The following is a 15026-nucleotide window of genomic DNA, read 5'->3' as shown; positions in this document are numbered from 1 at the left end:
GCCGGCAGCACGCCCCCCCACCCCCCGTACGCAGAGACGCCACCCACACCCCCCGTCCGCAGAGACGCCACCCCACCCCCCCGTACGCAGAGACCCCATCCCCCCACACACACACAGAGACGAAATCCCCTCGACAGCCCGACACACAAAGCACTGAGATGGCCCCAACTGCCCGCCGCAGGGCGCGGGTCGGCGTCAGGAGCTGCAGTTGACCCGTTCGACCGGTACGGACATCCGCCCCGAGATCGCCACGGCACTGGTCAGGCGGCTGGTCGACACCCAGTTCCCGCAGTGGTCCGGGCTGCCCCTCACGCTCCTGGACCCGGCCGGCTCCGACCATGTGATCCACCGCCTCGGGGACGAGCTGTCCGTGCGGCTGCCCCGGCACGCCGGAGCCGTCGGGCAGGCCGCGAAGGAAGCACGCTGGCTGCCCAGGCTCGCGCCGCACCTGCCGCTGCCCGTCCCCGTTCCGGTGGCCGTGGGCGCGCCTGACCTCGGCTACCCGTGGCCGTGGGCGGTGACCCGCTGGCTCGACGGTGAGGCGGCGACCGCCGCGACCCTGGGCGACTCGACCGAGGCCGCCGTCGGGCTGGCCCATTTCCTGGCCGCCCTGCAGCAGTTCACGACCGAGGATGCATCGCCGGATCTCTCCGGCGCCCCGCTGGCGGACCGCGACCAGGACACACGCGCCGCCATCGCCGGGACCGACGGCGCCTTCGACGCCGGGGCGATGACCGCGCTGTGGGACGAAGCGCTCCATGCCCCGGGCCCGGCGGGACCGCCGGTCTGGTTCCACGGCGACTTCCACACCGGCAATGTGCTCACCGTCGACGGCCGCCTCGGCGCGGTCATCGACTTCGGCGGCCTCGGTGTCGGCGACCCGGCCCCCGACCTGATGATCGCGTTCACGCTGCTGTCCGCCGACTGCCGGGCCGCCTTCCGTGCGGCGCTCGGTGTGGACGACGCCACGTGGCTGCGCGGCCGCGGCTGGGCCCTGGCCACCGGACTGAACGCCTACACCGCGTACGCCGCCGTCAGTCCCCGTATCGCCGCACAGACCACGCGTCAGATCACCGCCGCTCTCGCGGGTTGAGACGAACCGCGGCGCCGGCGGCCGTGAAGCTCAGAAGTCTCGCCGGCGGCCGCGAAGCTCAGAAGTCCCTCAAGCGTGACCATTTCGATGGACGGGCCACCTATCCCGTGACCTAAGGTCGCGATCATGCCCGACATACCCCTGACCGTCATCGTCCTGCTCTGCCTCGCCGCCGCGGCGGCCGGCTGGATCGATGCGGTGGTGGGCGGCGGGGGGTTGCTGCTGCTTCCGGTGCTGATGCTCGGACTGCCCTCCGGCACACCTGCGACCTACGCACTCGGTACGAACAAGGCCGTCGCGATCGTCGGCACGACCGGAGCCGCCGTCACGTACGTACGCAGGACACCGATCGACGTACGCCTCGCCGTGCGCATCGGGCTCGCCGCACTCGCCGGGTCGATGGGCGGGGCGCTGCTCGCGGCGGGGATGAGCGAGGGCGTGCTCGAACCGGTGGTGATGGTCGTGCTGCTCGGTGTCGCCGCGTTCGTGATTCTCAAGCCCACGTTCGGCATGGCGCCCGCCACCGGTCCTGCGACCCGTAGGCAGATCTTCGCCGCAATCGGTCTGGCCGGTGTCGGCATCGGCTTCTACGACGGGCTCATCGGCCCCGGAACCGGCACGTTCCTGGTCATCGCTCTGACCGCCGTACTCGGGCTCGACCTGGTCCGCGCCTCGGCCACCGCGAAGATCGCCAATGTCTGTACCAACGCCGGCGCGCTCGGCATCTTCGCCTGGCAGGGCACCGTCTTCTGGCAACTGGCCGGCCTGATGGCCGTGTTCAACCTTGCGGGCGGCATGTTCGGCGCGCACACCGCGCTCAAGAAGGGCAGCGGTTTCGTACGGATCGTGCTGCTCGTCGTCGTCTTCGGGCTCGTCGCGACCCTGGCGTACAACCAGTGGATCAAGTAGCGGAGCGTCCGCTCAGCGCACACCCGTCAGATGCGCGAAGACGACCACGTTCCCCAGATACCCGGTCTTCTTCGAGTAGCCGCCCCCACAGGTGATCACCCGCAGTTCGGGGCGCTCGGCCGCGCCGTACACCTTGTCGTCGGGGAAGGCGCGGCTGTCGTAGACCTCGACCGCGTCGACCGTGAACACGGCGGTCCGGCCGTCGGTACGGCGGACCTCGACCGGCTGGCCCTTCTTCAGGGCGCCGAGCGCGTAGAACACGGAGGGGCCCTCGGCGTTGTCCACATGGCCCGCCACGATCGCGGTGCCGCGGCCGCCGGGCGTCGTGCCGGACTCGTACCAGCCGGCCAGGTCGCGCCGTGCGGCGGGCGGTACTTCGAGGCTTCCGTCCTTGGTCAGACCGAGCCCGGTCAGCGGGGCGTCGACCTTGATCGACGGGATGGTTATACGGGTCGGCGGGGACGGCGGCAGCGCGGGCGCACCGGCCTCCTGTGCGGGCGGCCCGCCGCCGTCGGCGGCCTGGGCGGCGGACGGCTGGGGCGGCGGTGCGCTGGCGGTGCCGTGCTGAAGGAGCCACACCCCGCAGCCGAGCGCGAGCACGGTCACCGCGGCTATCGCCACGTTCAGCGAGCGCCGCAGCCCGGGGCCGCGCCCGCCTGTACCTCCGGGGCCGGAGGAGTCGTACGCCATCGTGCCCCCTCAGTGGGTTCGTCGGCCGCGCCCTGAGCGCCTGATCCACAGCCCCTCGTCCCCCTCCGGGCCGCGTGCGGTCGCGTCGTCGGAGGGGGCGGGGGCGGCGGTACCGGTGGACAGCGGAGGGTGTCCGTCAGATCCCGTCGCCTCTCGCCCGGCGATGCAGGAGCCAGGTACCGCCCGCGGCGGCGACAGCCAGGGCCGCCACACCCGCCGCGGTCTGCACGGGGTCGGGGCCGAGTGCGCCGCCGACCCCCGTCTTCACATGTCCCTTCGGAGCGACCTGCTGTCTGTCGGGGGCCGTGAGCGTGACGATCAGATCGCCCGACACCTCCGCGCCGCCCGCGCACTTCGCCCGGATCGCATACGTGCCGGGCGAGGCCGAGTTCGGCACCGTGAACTGGCCCACCGCGTCCTGGGCGTGGGTGGTGGGCTGCAGTTTGAAGCCGCCGGCGCCGACGGCGCTGGCGTCACCGGCCGCGGTGCCGCTGGTGCCGCAGGCGGGGGTGTTCGCCGTGACCGTCGCGCCCGGTGTGACGCTCGTCGGGTACAGCTCGAGCGACCCGGTGCCCGTGCTGTCCGCGACTGCCGGCGCCGCCGCCAAGCCGGCCGACAGAGCGAGTGCGGATGCTGCGAACAGACGGGTGGCGGCGATGCGCATGGGGCTTCCTCCGGCAGCGCGCGGCCCGCAGCACCCCCTGTGCCGCCGTCTCGGTCGCGCCCTTGCTTACGAGGTAAGTGGCACTCGGCGCCGTACGCCTGTTGACCACGCGTCAGATACCCGTGGTGTCGGCCGCCCCGGGCCGGTGCGCGAGGAGTTCCAGCAGGTCATCGCCGTGTGCGTGGGCGCTCGGACGAGTTGGCCGCGGCGCCTGTGAACGGGTGACGGCGCTCGGAGCAACGGGTGACGCCGCTCAGAGCGTGTCCCAGGGGGTCGAGGCGTAGATCTACCCGAGCCGTTCCATCAGCTTCTCGTCTACGGCGAACGCGGTGTCGTCGATCCGGCTGACGGGCGCGAGCCCCTGGGAGTTGGTGACGAAGGCCGCCCGGAAGGCGCCGAGGCCGTCGAGGGTGACCCGCTCGCGGCGCGAGGGCAGCCCGGCCGCGTCGAGCCGCGGCTCGATCAGCTGCATCGTGATCCCGTCGAGGGAAGGACCGGCCGGCCAGACGAGACCGGTGTCGTCGAGGAAGCCGACGTTGGTGACGGCCCCTTCGAGTACCGTGCCGTCGTCCTCGACGAGCAGCGCGTCGTCGAACCCGGCGGCCCGCGCCCGCTGCCCGTAGTAGCCCTGCCCGAACCCGCCGAGATGCTTGACGTGCGCGGCCGGCCGCCGGTACGCGACCGACTGCAGCGCCTGCGCGGCGGCGGACATCTGCTGCGGACCGCGCACCGTGACCATGACCGTCGGAGTGGTCTCGGGGCAGTGCACATAGACGCGTACGGAGGCGTCGCGGTACTCGTCCCCGAGCGCCTGCCGGATCAGGGCGCGCACCCGCTCACCGTCGAGCTCCTTCTCCCAGAGTTCGTACGTCGCCTTCCGCAGCCGCTCCAGATGCAGCGCGAGCCCCCGGGTGGCGCCGCCGCGCACCTGCAGCGCGGTGAAGTGCCCGTACGCGGTGGTGGCGGGGTGCAGCAGGGACTCGGTGTCGGCGGGGCGGCCGTCGATCTCGATACGGAGCAGGGGGAGTGGGGTCATGGGGGAACGGTAGACGCGACGCCCGGCGCAGTCAGCCCTCGGTCCCGCCCCCGCCCCGTTCAGCCCTCCGTCCCGCACTGCGCGGGCGTGCAGGCCGGGTCCTCCTCCAGGAGCCGGCGCGGTCCCGGCCCGTGGGCGCCGAGTTCGTCGTACGGGTTCGACAGGCGGCAGCGGTCGATCGACAGACAGCCGCAGCCGATGCAGTCCGTCAGGTTGTCCCGCAGCCGCTGCAGCGTGCGGATCCGCTGGTCCAGGTCGTCCCGCCAGCACTCCGAGATCCGCGCCCAGTCCTCACGGGTCGGGGTGCGGTCCTCGGGCAGCAGCGCGAGCACCTCGCGGATGGTCGCGAGCGGGATGCCGAGCTTCTGCGAGGTGCGGATGAAGGCGACGCGGCGCAAGGTGTCGCGGCTATAGCGCCGCTGGTTTCCGGTGGTCCGGCGGGAGGTGATCAGGCCTTCGCGTTCGTAGAACCTGAGCGCGGACGGGGCGACTCCGCTGCGCTCGGCCAGTTCTCCGACGGTGGCTTCCTTGGCGTCCCAGGCGAGAGAAGTCATGTTCGCAAGGCTAGCTTGACCTGAACCTTGGTTTAAGTATGAGGCTGAACCGCATGACAACCGTTGCTGAACCCGCAGCCCCGTCCGTCGCCGCCGACCGCTCCCCGGTGAAGCTCGCCGTGGTGATCGGCTCCAACCGCCACGGCCGCTTCGGCCCCGTGATCGCCGACTGGTTCCTCTCCCGGGCCCGTGAACGCGCCGACCTCGACATCGAGGTCGTGGACCTGGCCGAGCACGACTTGCCCACCGCCCTGTCCCACCAGCCCTCCGCCGAAGTCCGGGAGCGGCTTGCCGCCGTGACCCCGAAGCTGGCCGCCGCCGACGCCTTCGTGGTGCTCACGCCGGAGTACAACCACTCGTTCCCGGCCGCCCTCAAGAACCTCATCGACTGGCACTTCACCGAATGGCAGGCCAAGCCGGTGGGCTTCGTCTCATACGGCGGAGTCTCGGGCGGTCTGCGTGCGGTCGAGCAACTGCGTGCGGTGTTCGCCGAGTTGCACGCCGTCACCGTCCGCGACACGGTCTCCTTCCACAACGCCTTCGGTGACTTCGACGAGCAGGGCGGCCACCGCGATCCGTCCGGGTGCGACGCGGCGGCGAAGGTGCTGCTCGACCGGCTCGCCTGGTGGGCGCTGGCCCTGCGCGAAGCCAAGGCGGTGCGTCCGTACTGACGTGGCGGGTCGGCCCCCGGGCTCGTACCGGCGTGGCGAGTCGGCGCTCGACCCCGTGCCGACGTGTGACCCGGCCCTCGGGTTCGTACCGACTCAGCCCCCGGGCAGGACGACGGTGGCCATCGCGCCGCCGTCGTCCGCATTGCTCAACTCGACCCGTGCGCCGATCACTTCGGCCTGCCCGAGCGCGATGGTCAGACCGAGCCCTGTGCCCTGGCCGCGCTCCTTCGCTCCGGTCAGGAAGCGCTGCGGCCCCTCGGCGAGCAGATGCTCGGGGAAGCCGGGCCCGTGGTCGCGCACCGTCACCGAGGCGCCCGACACGAGGATCTCGATCGGGGCGGATCCGTGCCGCCGCGCGTTCACGATCAGATTGGCCAGGATGCGCTCCAGGCGGCGTGCGTCGGTCCGGATCAGCGCATCCGTGCCGCCCGTGAACTCCGCCTCGTACCCGGCCCGTTGAATGATCCCCTCCACCAGCTTCCCGAGCCGGTGCACCTCGAGATCGGGCTGCTCGATCCGCGCGTCGAGCCGGGCCACTTCCAGGAGGTCCTCGGTGAGCGTGCGCAGCGCGGCCACCCGGTTGCGTACGAGTTCGGTGGGCCGTCCCGGCGGCAGCAGTTCGGCGGCGGTCTGCAGCCCGGTCAGCGGGGTGCGCAGTTCATGGGCGACGTCCGCGGTGAACCGCTGCTCGGCCTCGAGGCGCTGCTGAAGCGTCGTGGCCATCGTGTCCACGGCGCAGGCGAGTTCGGCCACTTCGTCCTTCGTACGAGGCGGGCGCGGGTGGTTGATCCGGGCGTCAAGATCGCCTCCGCTGATCTTGCGTGCCGTGGCCGCCGCGGTCCGCAGATCGCGGCTCACCCGGCTGGCCAGTGCGCCGCCGCCGAGCGCCGCGAGCGCCACGACGACCGTGCCCCAGGCGATCAACTGCCGGTCCAGGTCCCGCAGTTCATCGCGCACCTCGTCCAGCGGCAGCTTGACCGACAGCACCGACTTCTCGCCGATGGGCCGCGCCGCCCAGACCGCCGGATGCTTGGCGTCCAGCTCCAGATAGGTCGTCCGCCGCTTCTCCAGGGCCGCCTTGCGCAGGGGTGAGGGCAGGGCGGGGGAGTCGACCGCGGCCGCCGAGTCCTCGTGGTCGACGCTGCCGGTCGCCACGTACACCTTCCGTACGCGGATCAGTTCGGCGGTCGCGTCGGCCCGTGCCTGGTCGGCGACCTGCTCGTAGCGGGCGTGGTGGATCAGGCCGCCGATCGCGAGCGCCACCAGGGCGCAGCCGGAGGCGAGCAGTGCGGCGATCTTCCAGCGCAGGCCGAGACCGTTGAGCCTGGCGCGCATCCGGCGGGTCATCGGCCGGACTCTTCGCGGGACCCGTCGGCAGGTCCGTCGGCGGCCCCGTCCGTGGGGCAGGGGCGGGTGTGATCGCGCGGGCGCTGGGTCGAGGGGGCGGCGGACTGGTTGCGCGGGTACGTCGTGGTGTCGCTGAGTGCGGCGAGCTGCACCCCGTTCCAGTGGTAGCGCACGGCGTTCTCGCCGCCGTCCTTCGGGGTGCGAAGCAGCAGATCGCTGCCGACCGTCTCGATGCACGGCCGCTGCCCGCCGGACTTGAGGATGCGGTACGCCTTGCCGTCGCGTGCCGTGTAGACCGCGACGACCGTACGTCCGGAGGGGGTGTCGACGGCGACGACCAGTTCGGGCCGGCCGTCCCCGGTCAGATCGACGAGGCGCGGCGGCCGGATGCCGGAGCGGCCCGGTCCTGAGATGTCACGGAGCCGGGCGTAGCCGCGCATGTCCGGGTCCGCGCGCAGCACATCGCGTACGTCGGTCTTCGCGAAACCTTCCTGGGGCACGGCAAGGCCCTTGAGTGCCGCCGGTGGTTCCTGGCCGGCCGAGCCGTCGCCGAGCGCTTTCGGCGGCGACTGGGACCAGGCCGGCCATACGGCCTCGGGGTGCGGCTGCTCGGATACGGCGGGGGCCGGAGTGCCCGCGTCGAGACCGTTCCGGTCCCCGCAGCCCGCGAGCAGCGCGGCAGCCAGGACGGCTACGGCCACGGCCTGCGGCAGGTGGCGGGGACGGGAGTTCATGGCGTGCGGTCCAGGTAGGTCTCGCGGGCTCCGGAGCGGGGGGTGGTGGCCGACCAGGGGGATGCCGGGGATTCGGCGAGGGGTCGGCCACCACAATGGAACGGTAAAGGGCGTGCATCACGAAAACCCGCCCGTTATGTAACAGTCAGGGCAAGTAGTGACGAATAGCAATAAATAGGGACTTTCGTCCTGGGGTTCCAGGGCATCTCGACTGCGGAAGGGAAGGCGTGGACGTGAGTATGGGCACGGGTGCGGGGGACGGTACGGGCGGCAAGGGGGAAGACGGCGCGGAGCTGTCCTCGGGCTCCGGTGTGTGGACGGTTCTGACGACGACGGACGCGGCGCTCAAGGCCCAACTGCTCGCGCGCGGTGCGGTCGACGCACGGCTCGCGGCCTGCGCGCAGATCTCCGCGCCGGTCACGTCGGTGTACCGCTGGGCGGGGAAGATCGAGACGTCCGAGGAGTGGCAGATCCTGTTCAAGACCACGGCGGAGCGTTATCCGCTCCTGCAGGAGTGGCTCCAGGAGGCGCACGACTACGACACCCCCGAGATCATCGCGACCCCGGTCGCGGCGGGCAGTGCGGCGTATCTGGACTGGGTCCGCAGGGAGACGACTCCGTGAGAGGGGCCGGCGGGGCGGAGAGAGGGGCCGACGGGGCGGAGATACTGCCGTTCTTCGTATACGGGACACTGCGGCCGGGTGAGTACAACCACCGGCGGTTCCTGCAGGGCCGGACCGTCGCCGCCGAACCGGCGCGCTGGGCGGGGGCGGAGCTGTACGAGGGCCCGGGCTACCCGTACGCGATCGAGGGCACCGGCACCGTCCACGGCGAGATCGTGACGCCGGCCCCGCGGGAGTATCCCCGACTCCTCGCGCTGCTCGACCGCTTGGAGGACTACGTCCCCGGCGACCCGGACAACGACTACGAGCGCGTGGCCCGCACCGTCGAGACGGCCACGGGGCCGGTACGGGCCTGGGTGTACGTCGCGGCGCCCGCTGTGGCGGCGCGCCTGCGGGCCGCGGGTCGGATGCTGCCGGGCGGTGACTGGCTCACGCGGGCGCGGAGTTGACCTCGCCGGCCTGGTGCGCGGCGGGCTCCAGGCGTACGGCGCAGACCTTGAACTCCGGCATACGGGAGGTCGGGTCGAGCGCCGGGTTGGTGAGGGTGTTGGCCCGGCCCTCGCCCGCCCAGTGGAACGGCATGAACACCGTGTCCGCCCGTATCCCCGCGGTGATCCGCGCCGGGGCCACGGCCCTGCCCCGGCGCGAGACCACCGCGACCGGGTCGCCCTCACCGACCCCGATCCGGTCCGCGAGCCGCGGATGCAGCTGGACGAAGGGCCCCGGGGCGGCCGCGTTCAGCTCCGGTACGCGGCGGGTCTGGGCGCCCGACTGGTACTGGGCGAGCACACGCCCCGTGGTCAGCACCACCGGGTACTCGGCGTCCGTCTCCTCGGCGGCCGGCCGGTGCGTCACCGCGGCGAAGCGGGCGCGGCCGTCAGGGGTGGCGAAGCGGTCGAGGAACAGGCGGGGGGTGCCCGGGTGTTGGGCGCCCGGCGACTTCATGGACTCGGGGGCGGCGCCGTCCAGAGCCTTTGTGGACTCGGGGGTGGCGCCGTCCGGAGCCTCCGTGGACTTCGGGCCGGTGCCGCCCCCCGAGACGGCACCGTCCGTGAGGTCGCCCGCGACGTGCTCTCCGTTCTCCGGACAGGGCCAGAACACCCCGTCCTCCTCGGCCAGCCGCCGGTAGGTGATCCCCGAGTAGTCCGCCGCGCCGCCCGCGCTCGCCCGCCGCAGCTCCTCGAAGACCTCTTCGGGATCGGTAGGGAACCCCTTCTCCACCCCGAGCCGTGCGGCGAGTTCACTCAGTACGTCCAGATCGCTCCGTACACCTGAAGGCGCCGCCACCGCGCGCCGCCGCAGCAGTACGCGGCCCTCCAGATTGGTGAGCGTGCCCGTCTCCTCGGCCCACTGCGTCACCGGCAGCACCACATCCGCGAGCGCCGCCGTCTCGGAGAGCACCACATCGGCCACGGCGAGGAAGTCGAGCGAACGCAACCGCTCCTCGACATGCGCGGCACGCGGCGCGGACACGACCGGGTTGGAGGCCATCAGGAGCAGGGACTTGATGTCACCGCCGAGCGCGTCGAGCAGCTCGTACGCGCTGCGCCCCGGCCGGGGCAGCGACTCGGGTGCGACGCCCCACACCTCGGCGACATGGGCGCGGGCCGCGGGATCGGCGAGATCCCGGTAACCCGGCAACTGGTCGGCCTTCTGGCCGTGTTCACGACCGCCCTGTCCGTTGCCCTGGCCCGTCAGGCAGCCGTAGCCCGAGAGCGGGCGGCCCGCACGGCCCGTCGCGAGGCACAAGTTGATCCATGCGCCGACCGTGTCCGTGCCCTTCGCCTGCTGCTCGGGCCCGCGCGCGGTGAGCACCATCGCGTTCTCGGGCGCGCAGAACATCTCCACCGCGCGCCGCAGTTGAGGCACCGGCACCCCGGTGATCCGTTCGACGAGCTCGGGCCAGTGCGCCATCACCGCGGGGCGGGCGCCCTCCCAGCCGCTGGTCCGCTCGGCGATGAACTCCTCGTCGGTGCGCCCCTGCGTCACCACCAGATGCAGCATCCCCAGCGCCAGGGCGAGATCGGTGCCCGGGCGCGGCGCCAGATGCAGATCAGCCTGCTCGGCGGTCTTGGTCCGGCGCGGGTCGATGACGATCAGCGTGCCGCCGTTCTCCCTGAGTTCGGTGAAGTACCGCAGCGCGGGCGGCATCGTCTCGGCGAGATTCGAGCCGACGAGGATCACACAGCCCGTACGCGGAATGTCCTCCAGCGGGAACGGCAGCCCCCGGTCGACCCCGAACGCTTTGCGTCCCGCCGCCGCGGCCGATGACATGCAGAAACGCCCGTTGTAGTCGATCTGCGAGGTTCCGAGCACGACTCGCGCGAACTTCCCCAGCGCGTACGCCTTCTCGTTGGTCAGGCCGCCGCCCCCGAACACCGCGACGGCGTCGGGCCCGTGTTCCTCCCGGGTCCCCCGCAGCCGCCCGGCGATCACCCCGAGCGCCTCGTCCCAGCTCGCGGGCGCGAGCTCACCCGTCTCCGGATCCCTGACCAGCGGCTCGGTCAGCCGTGCCGCGCGATCGAGCAGTGCGGGAGCGGTCCGCCCCTTCCCGCACAAGGCGCCGCGGTTCACGGGGAACTCCGCCCGCTCGACCACCTCCACGCGCCCGCCGTCCACGGCCAGTCCCATGCCGCACTGCAGCGCGCAGTACGGACAGTGCGTGGGGGTCGGCGTGGCGGTGTCGGACGGTGCGAGGTTCGGCATACGCCCAGCGTGCGACCCCGGTGTTACGCCGCGTACCCGTCGGCGTTACGTACCGGGTACGGCGGGCTCAGCGGGGTGGGGGGCCGGTGGTGAGGGCGCCTTTCGCGAGGGCTTCGGCATGGGCGCCGGTCGGGGTGCGATGCCCCCGGCTCACCGTGCCGTCAGCGCGCGGACCGTGGGTCCCGCCGTCCAGCCGCCGTCCACCGCCAGCTCCGCGCCCGTCATGTACGCCGCCGCGTCGGAGAGCAGGAACGCCACCGCCGATGCGATCTCCTCGGGTACGCCGACCCGGCCCATCGGGGTGCCCGGGTAGCCGCCCTCGCCGGGCTGGATCCCGAGTCCCGCGGTCATGGGGGTGTAGGTCATGCCCGGGTGCACCGAGTTGACCCGGATCCCGGCCTCGGCCAGCTCGACCGCCCCGATCTTCGTCAGCCCCCGCACGCCCCACTTCGACGCCCCGTACCCCGCGGTGAGCGGCAGGCCGGTGAGGCCGGCCGCCGAGGAGATGTTCACGATCGAGCCGCCGCCGTGCTCGCGCAGGACGGGTATCGCGGTACGCAGACCGATGAACACGCCGGTCAGGTTGATCTCGATCACCTGCCGGAAGTGGTCCACGGACTCGTTCTCGAGCAACTCGCCCGTCGCGACCCCGGCGTTGTTGACCAGCCCGTCCACCCGCCCGAACGCCGTGACCGCGTGGTCGAAAGCCGCCCGCCAGTCCGCCTCGCTCGTCACGTCGTGCCGCAGGAAGCGCGCCTCGTCCCCGAGCGAAGCCGCCGTATCGGCGCCTTCCTTCTCCAGTACGTCGGTGATCAGGACCCTGCCGCCGCCGGCCACGACCGCCTCGGCGATGGCGGCACCGAGCCCCCGGGCGCCACCCGTCACGATCACGACCTTGCCGCTCAACTCCGCAGCCATGCGCCTACCTCCGCCTCGAATCCCGCGGTGACGCCGCGTCCCCGGCGCCCAACCGGCCCTTCCCATATGACTGTTAGGCATATGGGCGCGGGCCGCGCCAGTCTCCCAGCCGTCGCGCGAAATGTCAGCGGCGAGGTGGCGGGCAGATGCGGGATGTCAGGGCTCGGAGACCGTGGAGGCGCGGTCAGCGCCGCGTCCCGAGTGCCCGTCGCACCCCGTCCTCTTGTTTCCCGAGGAAATGCGGGTCCCGCCCGAGCATCGCATCGCTCGCCCCCTTCCCCGACGCGAGCAACTCCCGTATGCCGCCGAAGTACCAGGTCGCGTCATGCGGCTCGGCCACCGCGACTCCGTACGAGTCGACGCCCGCCCGCTCGCACAGCGCGACGGCCCTGCGGATATGGAAACCCTGGCTGATCAGCACGGCACGGTCCACCCCGAAGATCTTCTTCGCGCGGACACAGGAGTCCCAGGTGTCGAACCCCGCATAGTCGCTGACGATCCGCCGGTCGGGCACCCCGCGCTCGGTCAGATAGCGGCGCATCGCGTCCGGCTCGTCGTACTCCACCCGGCTGTTGTCCCCCGTGACCAGGACGACCTCGATCCGGCCCGACCGGTACAACTCCGCGGCCGCGTCCAGCCGATGCGCCAGATACGGCGAGGGCTCCCCGTCCCACAGACCGGCCCCGAACACCACGGCGACCGGAGTACTCGGCGCCTGTGCCACCGCACCGACCCGCCCGGCCGCAGCGGCATGCATCCACGTCGACGGCAGCAGCGCGAGCACGCACCCCAGCATCAGCGTCTGCAGAGCCCGTCGCTGTCCGCGCCGGGTGCGCAGTGCACGCAGCACCCGCGCCCCCAGTGCGCCGAGACCCGCCCGCACCGCCGCCGGCCGCGCCGGCACGGCACGCACCGCCGCGGTCACCCGGCCGGCACCCGGAATCCGCATTCCCACCCCCGTTGTCGCACCTCCCTTGATCTACGCCAGGAACAGCTGTTTGGTTCCCGATGGCCGGAGCGCACGGGTGGCCGGGTCACGCGGGTTTCTCCGCGCACCCTTCAGCGCAGCAGCGCCCGTATCCCATAAGTGATCTGCAGAAACAGCGGCACGAGAAAACATGCCCCCGTCGCGAGCGCCAGCGCGGTGTTGTCCGGTATGCCCGAGCCGTCGAGCACCGGGCGCTGCAGCAGGAACACCCCGGCCACGATCACCCCGTACCACGTCTGCGTCAGTGCCGACCAGGCCTGTTCGTGCAGGTCGTCGTCCTCCGGAGCCAGCGAGAGCGGCAGGCCGAAGGCGAGCGCGACCACGCCCATGATGATCAGCAGGAACAGGTTGTGCTCACCGGGCCCCCGGGCCGGGAACAGCTCCCAGCGCGACTCCGCCCGAGCCACCGGCTCATCCGTCTCGTCGACATGGGCACCCCACCCCGGCTGACCGGGCGCCCACAGCAGTTCGACCCGGGAGCCCACCGCCGGCTTCTCCTGCGTGAAGGCGTGGCGGGCGCGCAACGGCTCCTCCGCGTCCGGCACTTGGAGCGTCAGATCCGACGAGTACCCGTACAGAACGCCGTCGCTGTCGCGGTCCTCGGCCACGTCCCGCGGCTTCTCCGTGACCGTGCCGACCGCGGCCACGGCGCCCTCCTGCTGCATCCGCGCGATCAGCCCGTCCCCGTCCAAGTCCGCGCCGAGCAGGCCGAAGACGGCCGCGGAGGCGATCGCCACCGGGATCAGCGCCAGGCACCGGCGCACCTTCACCCAGACCGGTGTGCTCAACGGCCCCTCAGGCTCCTCGTCGGGCCACCACCGCTCACCCGAGTCACCCAAGTCACCCAAGTCACCCAAGCCATCCGACTCGCCCGTGCCCTCGCCGCGCTTGGCCGGCGACACACGCGGCTTGGCCAGCGACACCCGCGCGACGGCCGGCTTGCGCGCATACGGCCAGCGCCAGGACACCTCGTCCAGACCCTTGCGCAGCCACAGCGCAACGGGCCGCCCCACCGCACACCCCGCCGCGACCCAGCCCCAGGCCAGCGCCCCGTCGAGCGGCGGCGGACCGCTCAGGCCGCCGAGCACCAGGATCCCGGCGACCGAGACCGCGGCCCAGGTCCCGACCGCGCACAGCCGCGCGCCCCATGTCAGCGCGCCGTACAGCAGATAGACGAACTTCCCCATAAGCCCCTGAACCCCACCCTCGGAGCGCCGCGGCCACCGGCCCCCCACAGGCCGCACAGCACCCCCACGCCACCCAGCATCCCGCAGGCCACTGACAATCCTCCGAGCGGGGAGGTGAACTCGGGGAAATCACCCGTCATCGCCACGCAACGACCCGGCAATGTGCGCCCGCCAGTCTTGTCCCATGACGGCTTCGAGCGCACGTTCCGCCTCCCGCATCGACGAGCCGCTGCCGCGCGAGATCACATTCGACGGCACCGCCGAGACCACACTCGACAGCACGGCGCAACTCATGGGCCGGATCACCGCCCAGCTCGGCAGCCAGCTCAGCCACGTCGGCCTCGACGGCCGCCGGCACGCGGAAGCCCACCCCGCCCCGGCCCTGGTCCTGGTCGGCCACGGCAGCCGCAACCCCGCGACCCTCGCCACGGTCAAGGTGCTGCGCGAGCGCATCCGCGAACTGCGGCCCGGCCTGAGCGTGCGGCTCGGGCACATCGAGATCGACGAGCCGCTGCTCCCCGACACCCTCGCCGATCTCGCCGCCGAGGGCACGGCGGAGGCCGTCCTCGTACCGCTGCTCCTGAGCCGCGGCTTCCACGTCAAGCACGATCTGCCCGCCGCCGCCCGCGCGGCCGCCCTGCGCACCCGGATCGCCGAGCCGCTCGGGGAGCATCCGCTCCTGATCGAGGCGCTGTACGACCGCCTCGTGGAGGCGGGCTGGCCCGGCGAGGCGCAGATGACCGAGCGGATACGGCGGGGGAGCGGCGTCGTCCTCGCCGCGGCCGGATCGCGCGACCCCGAGTCGGCCGCCGGTACCCGCCGTATCGCAGGACAGCTCGCTGAACGGCTCGGCGTCCCGGTCGTCGCCGCCTACGCCTGCGCCGCGGCGCCCGCCGTACCCGCCGC

At 72.4% G+C, this 15026-nt stretch carries 16 protein-coding genes; 6 read left to right on the top strand and 10 right to left on the bottom strand.

The window, feature by feature from the left end; all coding sequences use genetic code 11:
* The first annotated feature begins 208 nt into the window (after nt 1–208).
* Both ABT367_RS36555 and ABT367_RS36550 read left to right on the top strand, forming a co-directional pair.
* Entirely contained in the window at nt 209–1093 is an 885-nt protein-coding gene (locus ABT367_RS36555) for an aminoglycoside phosphotransferase family protein (protein WP_352257618.1), read from the top strand.
* A gap of 126 nt (nt 1094–1219) precedes the next feature.
* Nucleotides 1220–2002 carry a sulfite exporter TauE/SafE family protein gene (locus ABT367_RS36550; RefSeq protein ID WP_352257616.1) on the top strand — a complete coding sequence of 261 codons (783 nt, stop codon included), beginning with the start codon at nt 1220–1222 and terminating at the stop codon, nt 2000–2002.
* Between the two features lie 12 nt (nt 2003–2014).
* Here the strand turns inward: ABT367_RS36550 and ABT367_RS36545 are convergent, their stop codons facing one another.
* From ABT367_RS36545 to soxR, 4 genes are all read right to left on the bottom strand, one after another.
* A complete protein-coding gene (locus ABT367_RS36545; RefSeq protein WP_352257624.1) occupies nt 2015–2641 on the bottom strand; it encodes a class F sortase in 627 nt (208 codons plus the stop codon).
* Nucleotides 2642–2828: 187 nt separating this feature from the next.
* On the bottom strand, nt 2829–3356 hold the full coding sequence (locus ABT367_RS36540; protein ID WP_352257614.1) for a hypothetical protein: 528 nt from the start codon (nt 3354–3356) through the stop codon (nt 2829–2831).
* Nucleotides 3357–3642: 286 nt separating this feature from the next.
* The gene (locus ABT367_RS36535) at nt 3643–4392 is read right to left on the bottom strand and encodes an aminotransferase class IV (RefSeq protein ID WP_352257612.1); all 750 of its coding nucleotides are present in this window, start codon (nt 4390–4392) and stop codon (nt 3643–3645) included.
* A 59-nt stretch (nt 4393–4451) separates the two neighbouring features.
* The gene (soxR, locus tag ABT367_RS36530; protein WP_352257610.1) at nt 4452–4946 is read right to left on the bottom strand and encodes a redox-sensitive transcriptional activator SoxR; all 495 of its coding nucleotides are present in this window, start codon (nt 4944–4946) and stop codon (nt 4452–4454) included.
* 53 nt (nt 4947–4999) lie between these two features.
* Here soxR and ABT367_RS36525 point away from each other — a divergent pair, with 53 nt between their 5' ends.
* The gene (locus tag ABT367_RS36525; RefSeq protein ID WP_352257608.1) at nt 5000–5617 is read left to right on the top strand and encodes an NADPH-dependent FMN reductase; all 618 of its coding nucleotides are present in this window, start codon (nt 5000–5002) and stop codon (nt 5615–5617) included.
* Nucleotides 5618–5710: 93 nt separating this feature from the next.
* On the opposite strand, the gene ABT367_RS36520 is transcribed toward ABT367_RS36525, so the two are convergent.
* Both ABT367_RS36520 and ABT367_RS36515 read right to left on the bottom strand, forming a co-directional pair.
* Nucleotides 5711–6964, bottom strand: coding sequence for a HAMP domain-containing sensor histidine kinase (locus ABT367_RS36520; RefSeq protein ID WP_352257607.1), 1254 nt, complete (start codon nt 6962–6964; stop codon nt 5711–5713).
* Nucleotides 6961–7698, bottom strand: a complete 738-nt coding sequence (locus ABT367_RS36515) for a hypothetical protein (protein ID WP_352257605.1) — start codon at nt 7696–7698, stop codon at nt 6961–6963. Before ABT367_RS36515 ends, ABT367_RS36520 begins: the two co-directional genes overlap by 4 nt.
* Nucleotides 7699–7937: 239 nt before the next feature.
* Here ABT367_RS36515 and cutA point away from each other — a divergent pair, with 239 nt between their 5' ends.
* Nucleotides 7938–8321 carry a divalent-cation tolerance protein CutA gene (cutA, locus tag ABT367_RS36510; RefSeq protein WP_434975621.1) on the top strand — a complete coding sequence of 128 codons (384 nt, stop codon included), beginning with the start codon at nt 7938–7940 and terminating at the stop codon, nt 8319–8321.
* Entirely contained in the window at nt 8318–8770 is a 453-nt protein-coding gene (locus ABT367_RS36505; RefSeq protein ID WP_352257602.1) for a gamma-glutamylcyclotransferase family protein, read from the top strand. Before cutA ends, ABT367_RS36505 begins: the two co-directional genes overlap by 4 nt.
* Here ABT367_RS36505 and ABT367_RS36500 read toward each other — a convergent pair.
* The 4 genes from ABT367_RS36500 to ABT367_RS36485 form a co-directional block, all read right to left on the bottom strand.
* Nucleotides 8751–11027 (bottom strand): molybdopterin oxidoreductase family protein, encoded by a 2277-nt coding sequence (locus ABT367_RS36500; RefSeq protein WP_352257600.1) that lies wholly within the window; start codon nt 11025–11027, stop codon nt 8751–8753. The two genes, ABT367_RS36505 and ABT367_RS36500, sit on opposite strands and share 20 nt — an antisense overlap.
* 150 nt (nt 11028–11177) lie before the next feature.
* A complete protein-coding gene (locus tag ABT367_RS36495; protein ID WP_352257598.1) occupies nt 11178–11945 on the bottom strand; it encodes a glucose 1-dehydrogenase in 768 nt (255 codons plus the stop codon).
* Between the two features lie 184 nt (nt 11946–12129).
* Nucleotides 12130–12741 (bottom strand): SanA/YdcF family protein, encoded by a 612-nt coding sequence (locus ABT367_RS36490; protein WP_352257622.1) that lies wholly within the window; start codon nt 12739–12741, stop codon nt 12130–12132.
* 263 nt (nt 12742–13004) lie between these two features.
* Entirely contained in the window at nt 13005–14120 is a 1116-nt protein-coding gene (locus ABT367_RS36485) for a hypothetical protein (protein WP_352257596.1), read from the bottom strand.
* A 184-nt stretch (nt 14121–14304) separates the two neighbouring features.
* Here ABT367_RS36485 and ABT367_RS36480 point away from each other — a divergent pair.
* Nucleotides 14305–15026: sirohydrochlorin chelatase (locus tag ABT367_RS36480; RefSeq protein ID WP_434975620.1), on the top strand; the 722-nt coding region annotated here is incomplete at its 3' end.

Origin of the sequence: Streptomyces mesophilus, assembly GCF_040300965.1 — a bacterium.
Taxonomy (GTDB): Bacteria; Actinomycetota; Actinomycetes; order Streptomycetales; family Streptomycetaceae; genus Streptomyces; species Streptomyces mesophilus_A.
This window is presented reverse-complemented; position numbering and strand designations above follow the sequence as displayed.

Excerpts from the sequence above, each read along its gene's own strand:
- ABT367_RS36550 (WP_352257616.1), top strand. The coding sequence starts at position 1,220 with ATGCCCGACATACCCCTGACCGTCATCGTCCTGCTCTGCCTCGCCGCC.
- soxR (WP_352257610.1), bottom strand. The coding sequence starts at position 4,946 with ATGACTTCTCTCGCCTGGGACGCCAAGGAAGCCACCGTCGGAGAACTG.
- ABT367_RS36500 (WP_352257600.1), bottom strand. The coding sequence starts at position 11,027 with ATGCCGAACCTCGCACCGTCCGACACCGCCACGCCGACCCCCACGCAC.
- cutA (WP_434975621.1), top strand. The coding sequence starts at position 7,938 with ATGGGCACGGGTGCGGGGGACGGTACGGGCGGCAAGGGGGAAGACGGC.
- ABT367_RS36515 (WP_352257605.1), bottom strand. The coding sequence starts at position 7,698 with ATGAACTCCCGTCCCCGCCACCTGCCGCAGGCCGTGGCCGTAGCCGTC.
- ABT367_RS36540 (WP_352257614.1), bottom strand. The coding sequence starts at position 3,356 with ATGCGCATCGCCGCCACCCGTCTGTTCGCAGCATCCGCACTCGCTCTG.
- ABT367_RS36525 (WP_352257608.1), top strand. The coding sequence starts at position 5,000 with ATGACAACCGTTGCTGAACCCGCAGCCCCGTCCGTCGCCGCCGACCGC.
- ABT367_RS36520 (WP_352257607.1), bottom strand. The coding sequence starts at position 6,964 with ATGACCCGCCGGATGCGCGCCAGGCTCAACGGTCTCGGCCTGCGCTGG.
- ABT367_RS36490 (WP_352257622.1), bottom strand. The coding sequence starts at position 12,741 with ATGCTGGGGTGCGTGCTCGCGCTGCTGCCGTCGACGTGGATGCATGCC.
- ABT367_RS36495 (WP_352257598.1), bottom strand. The coding sequence starts at position 11,945 with ATGGCTGCGGAGTTGAGCGGCAAGGTCGTGATCGTGACGGGTGGCGCC.
- ABT367_RS36485 (WP_352257596.1), bottom strand. The coding sequence starts at position 14,120 with ATGGGGAAGTTCGTCTATCTGCTGTACGGCGCGCTGACATGGGGCGCG.
- ABT367_RS36535 (WP_352257612.1), bottom strand. The coding sequence starts at position 4,392 with ATGACCCCACTCCCCCTGCTCCGTATCGAGATCGACGGCCGCCCCGCC.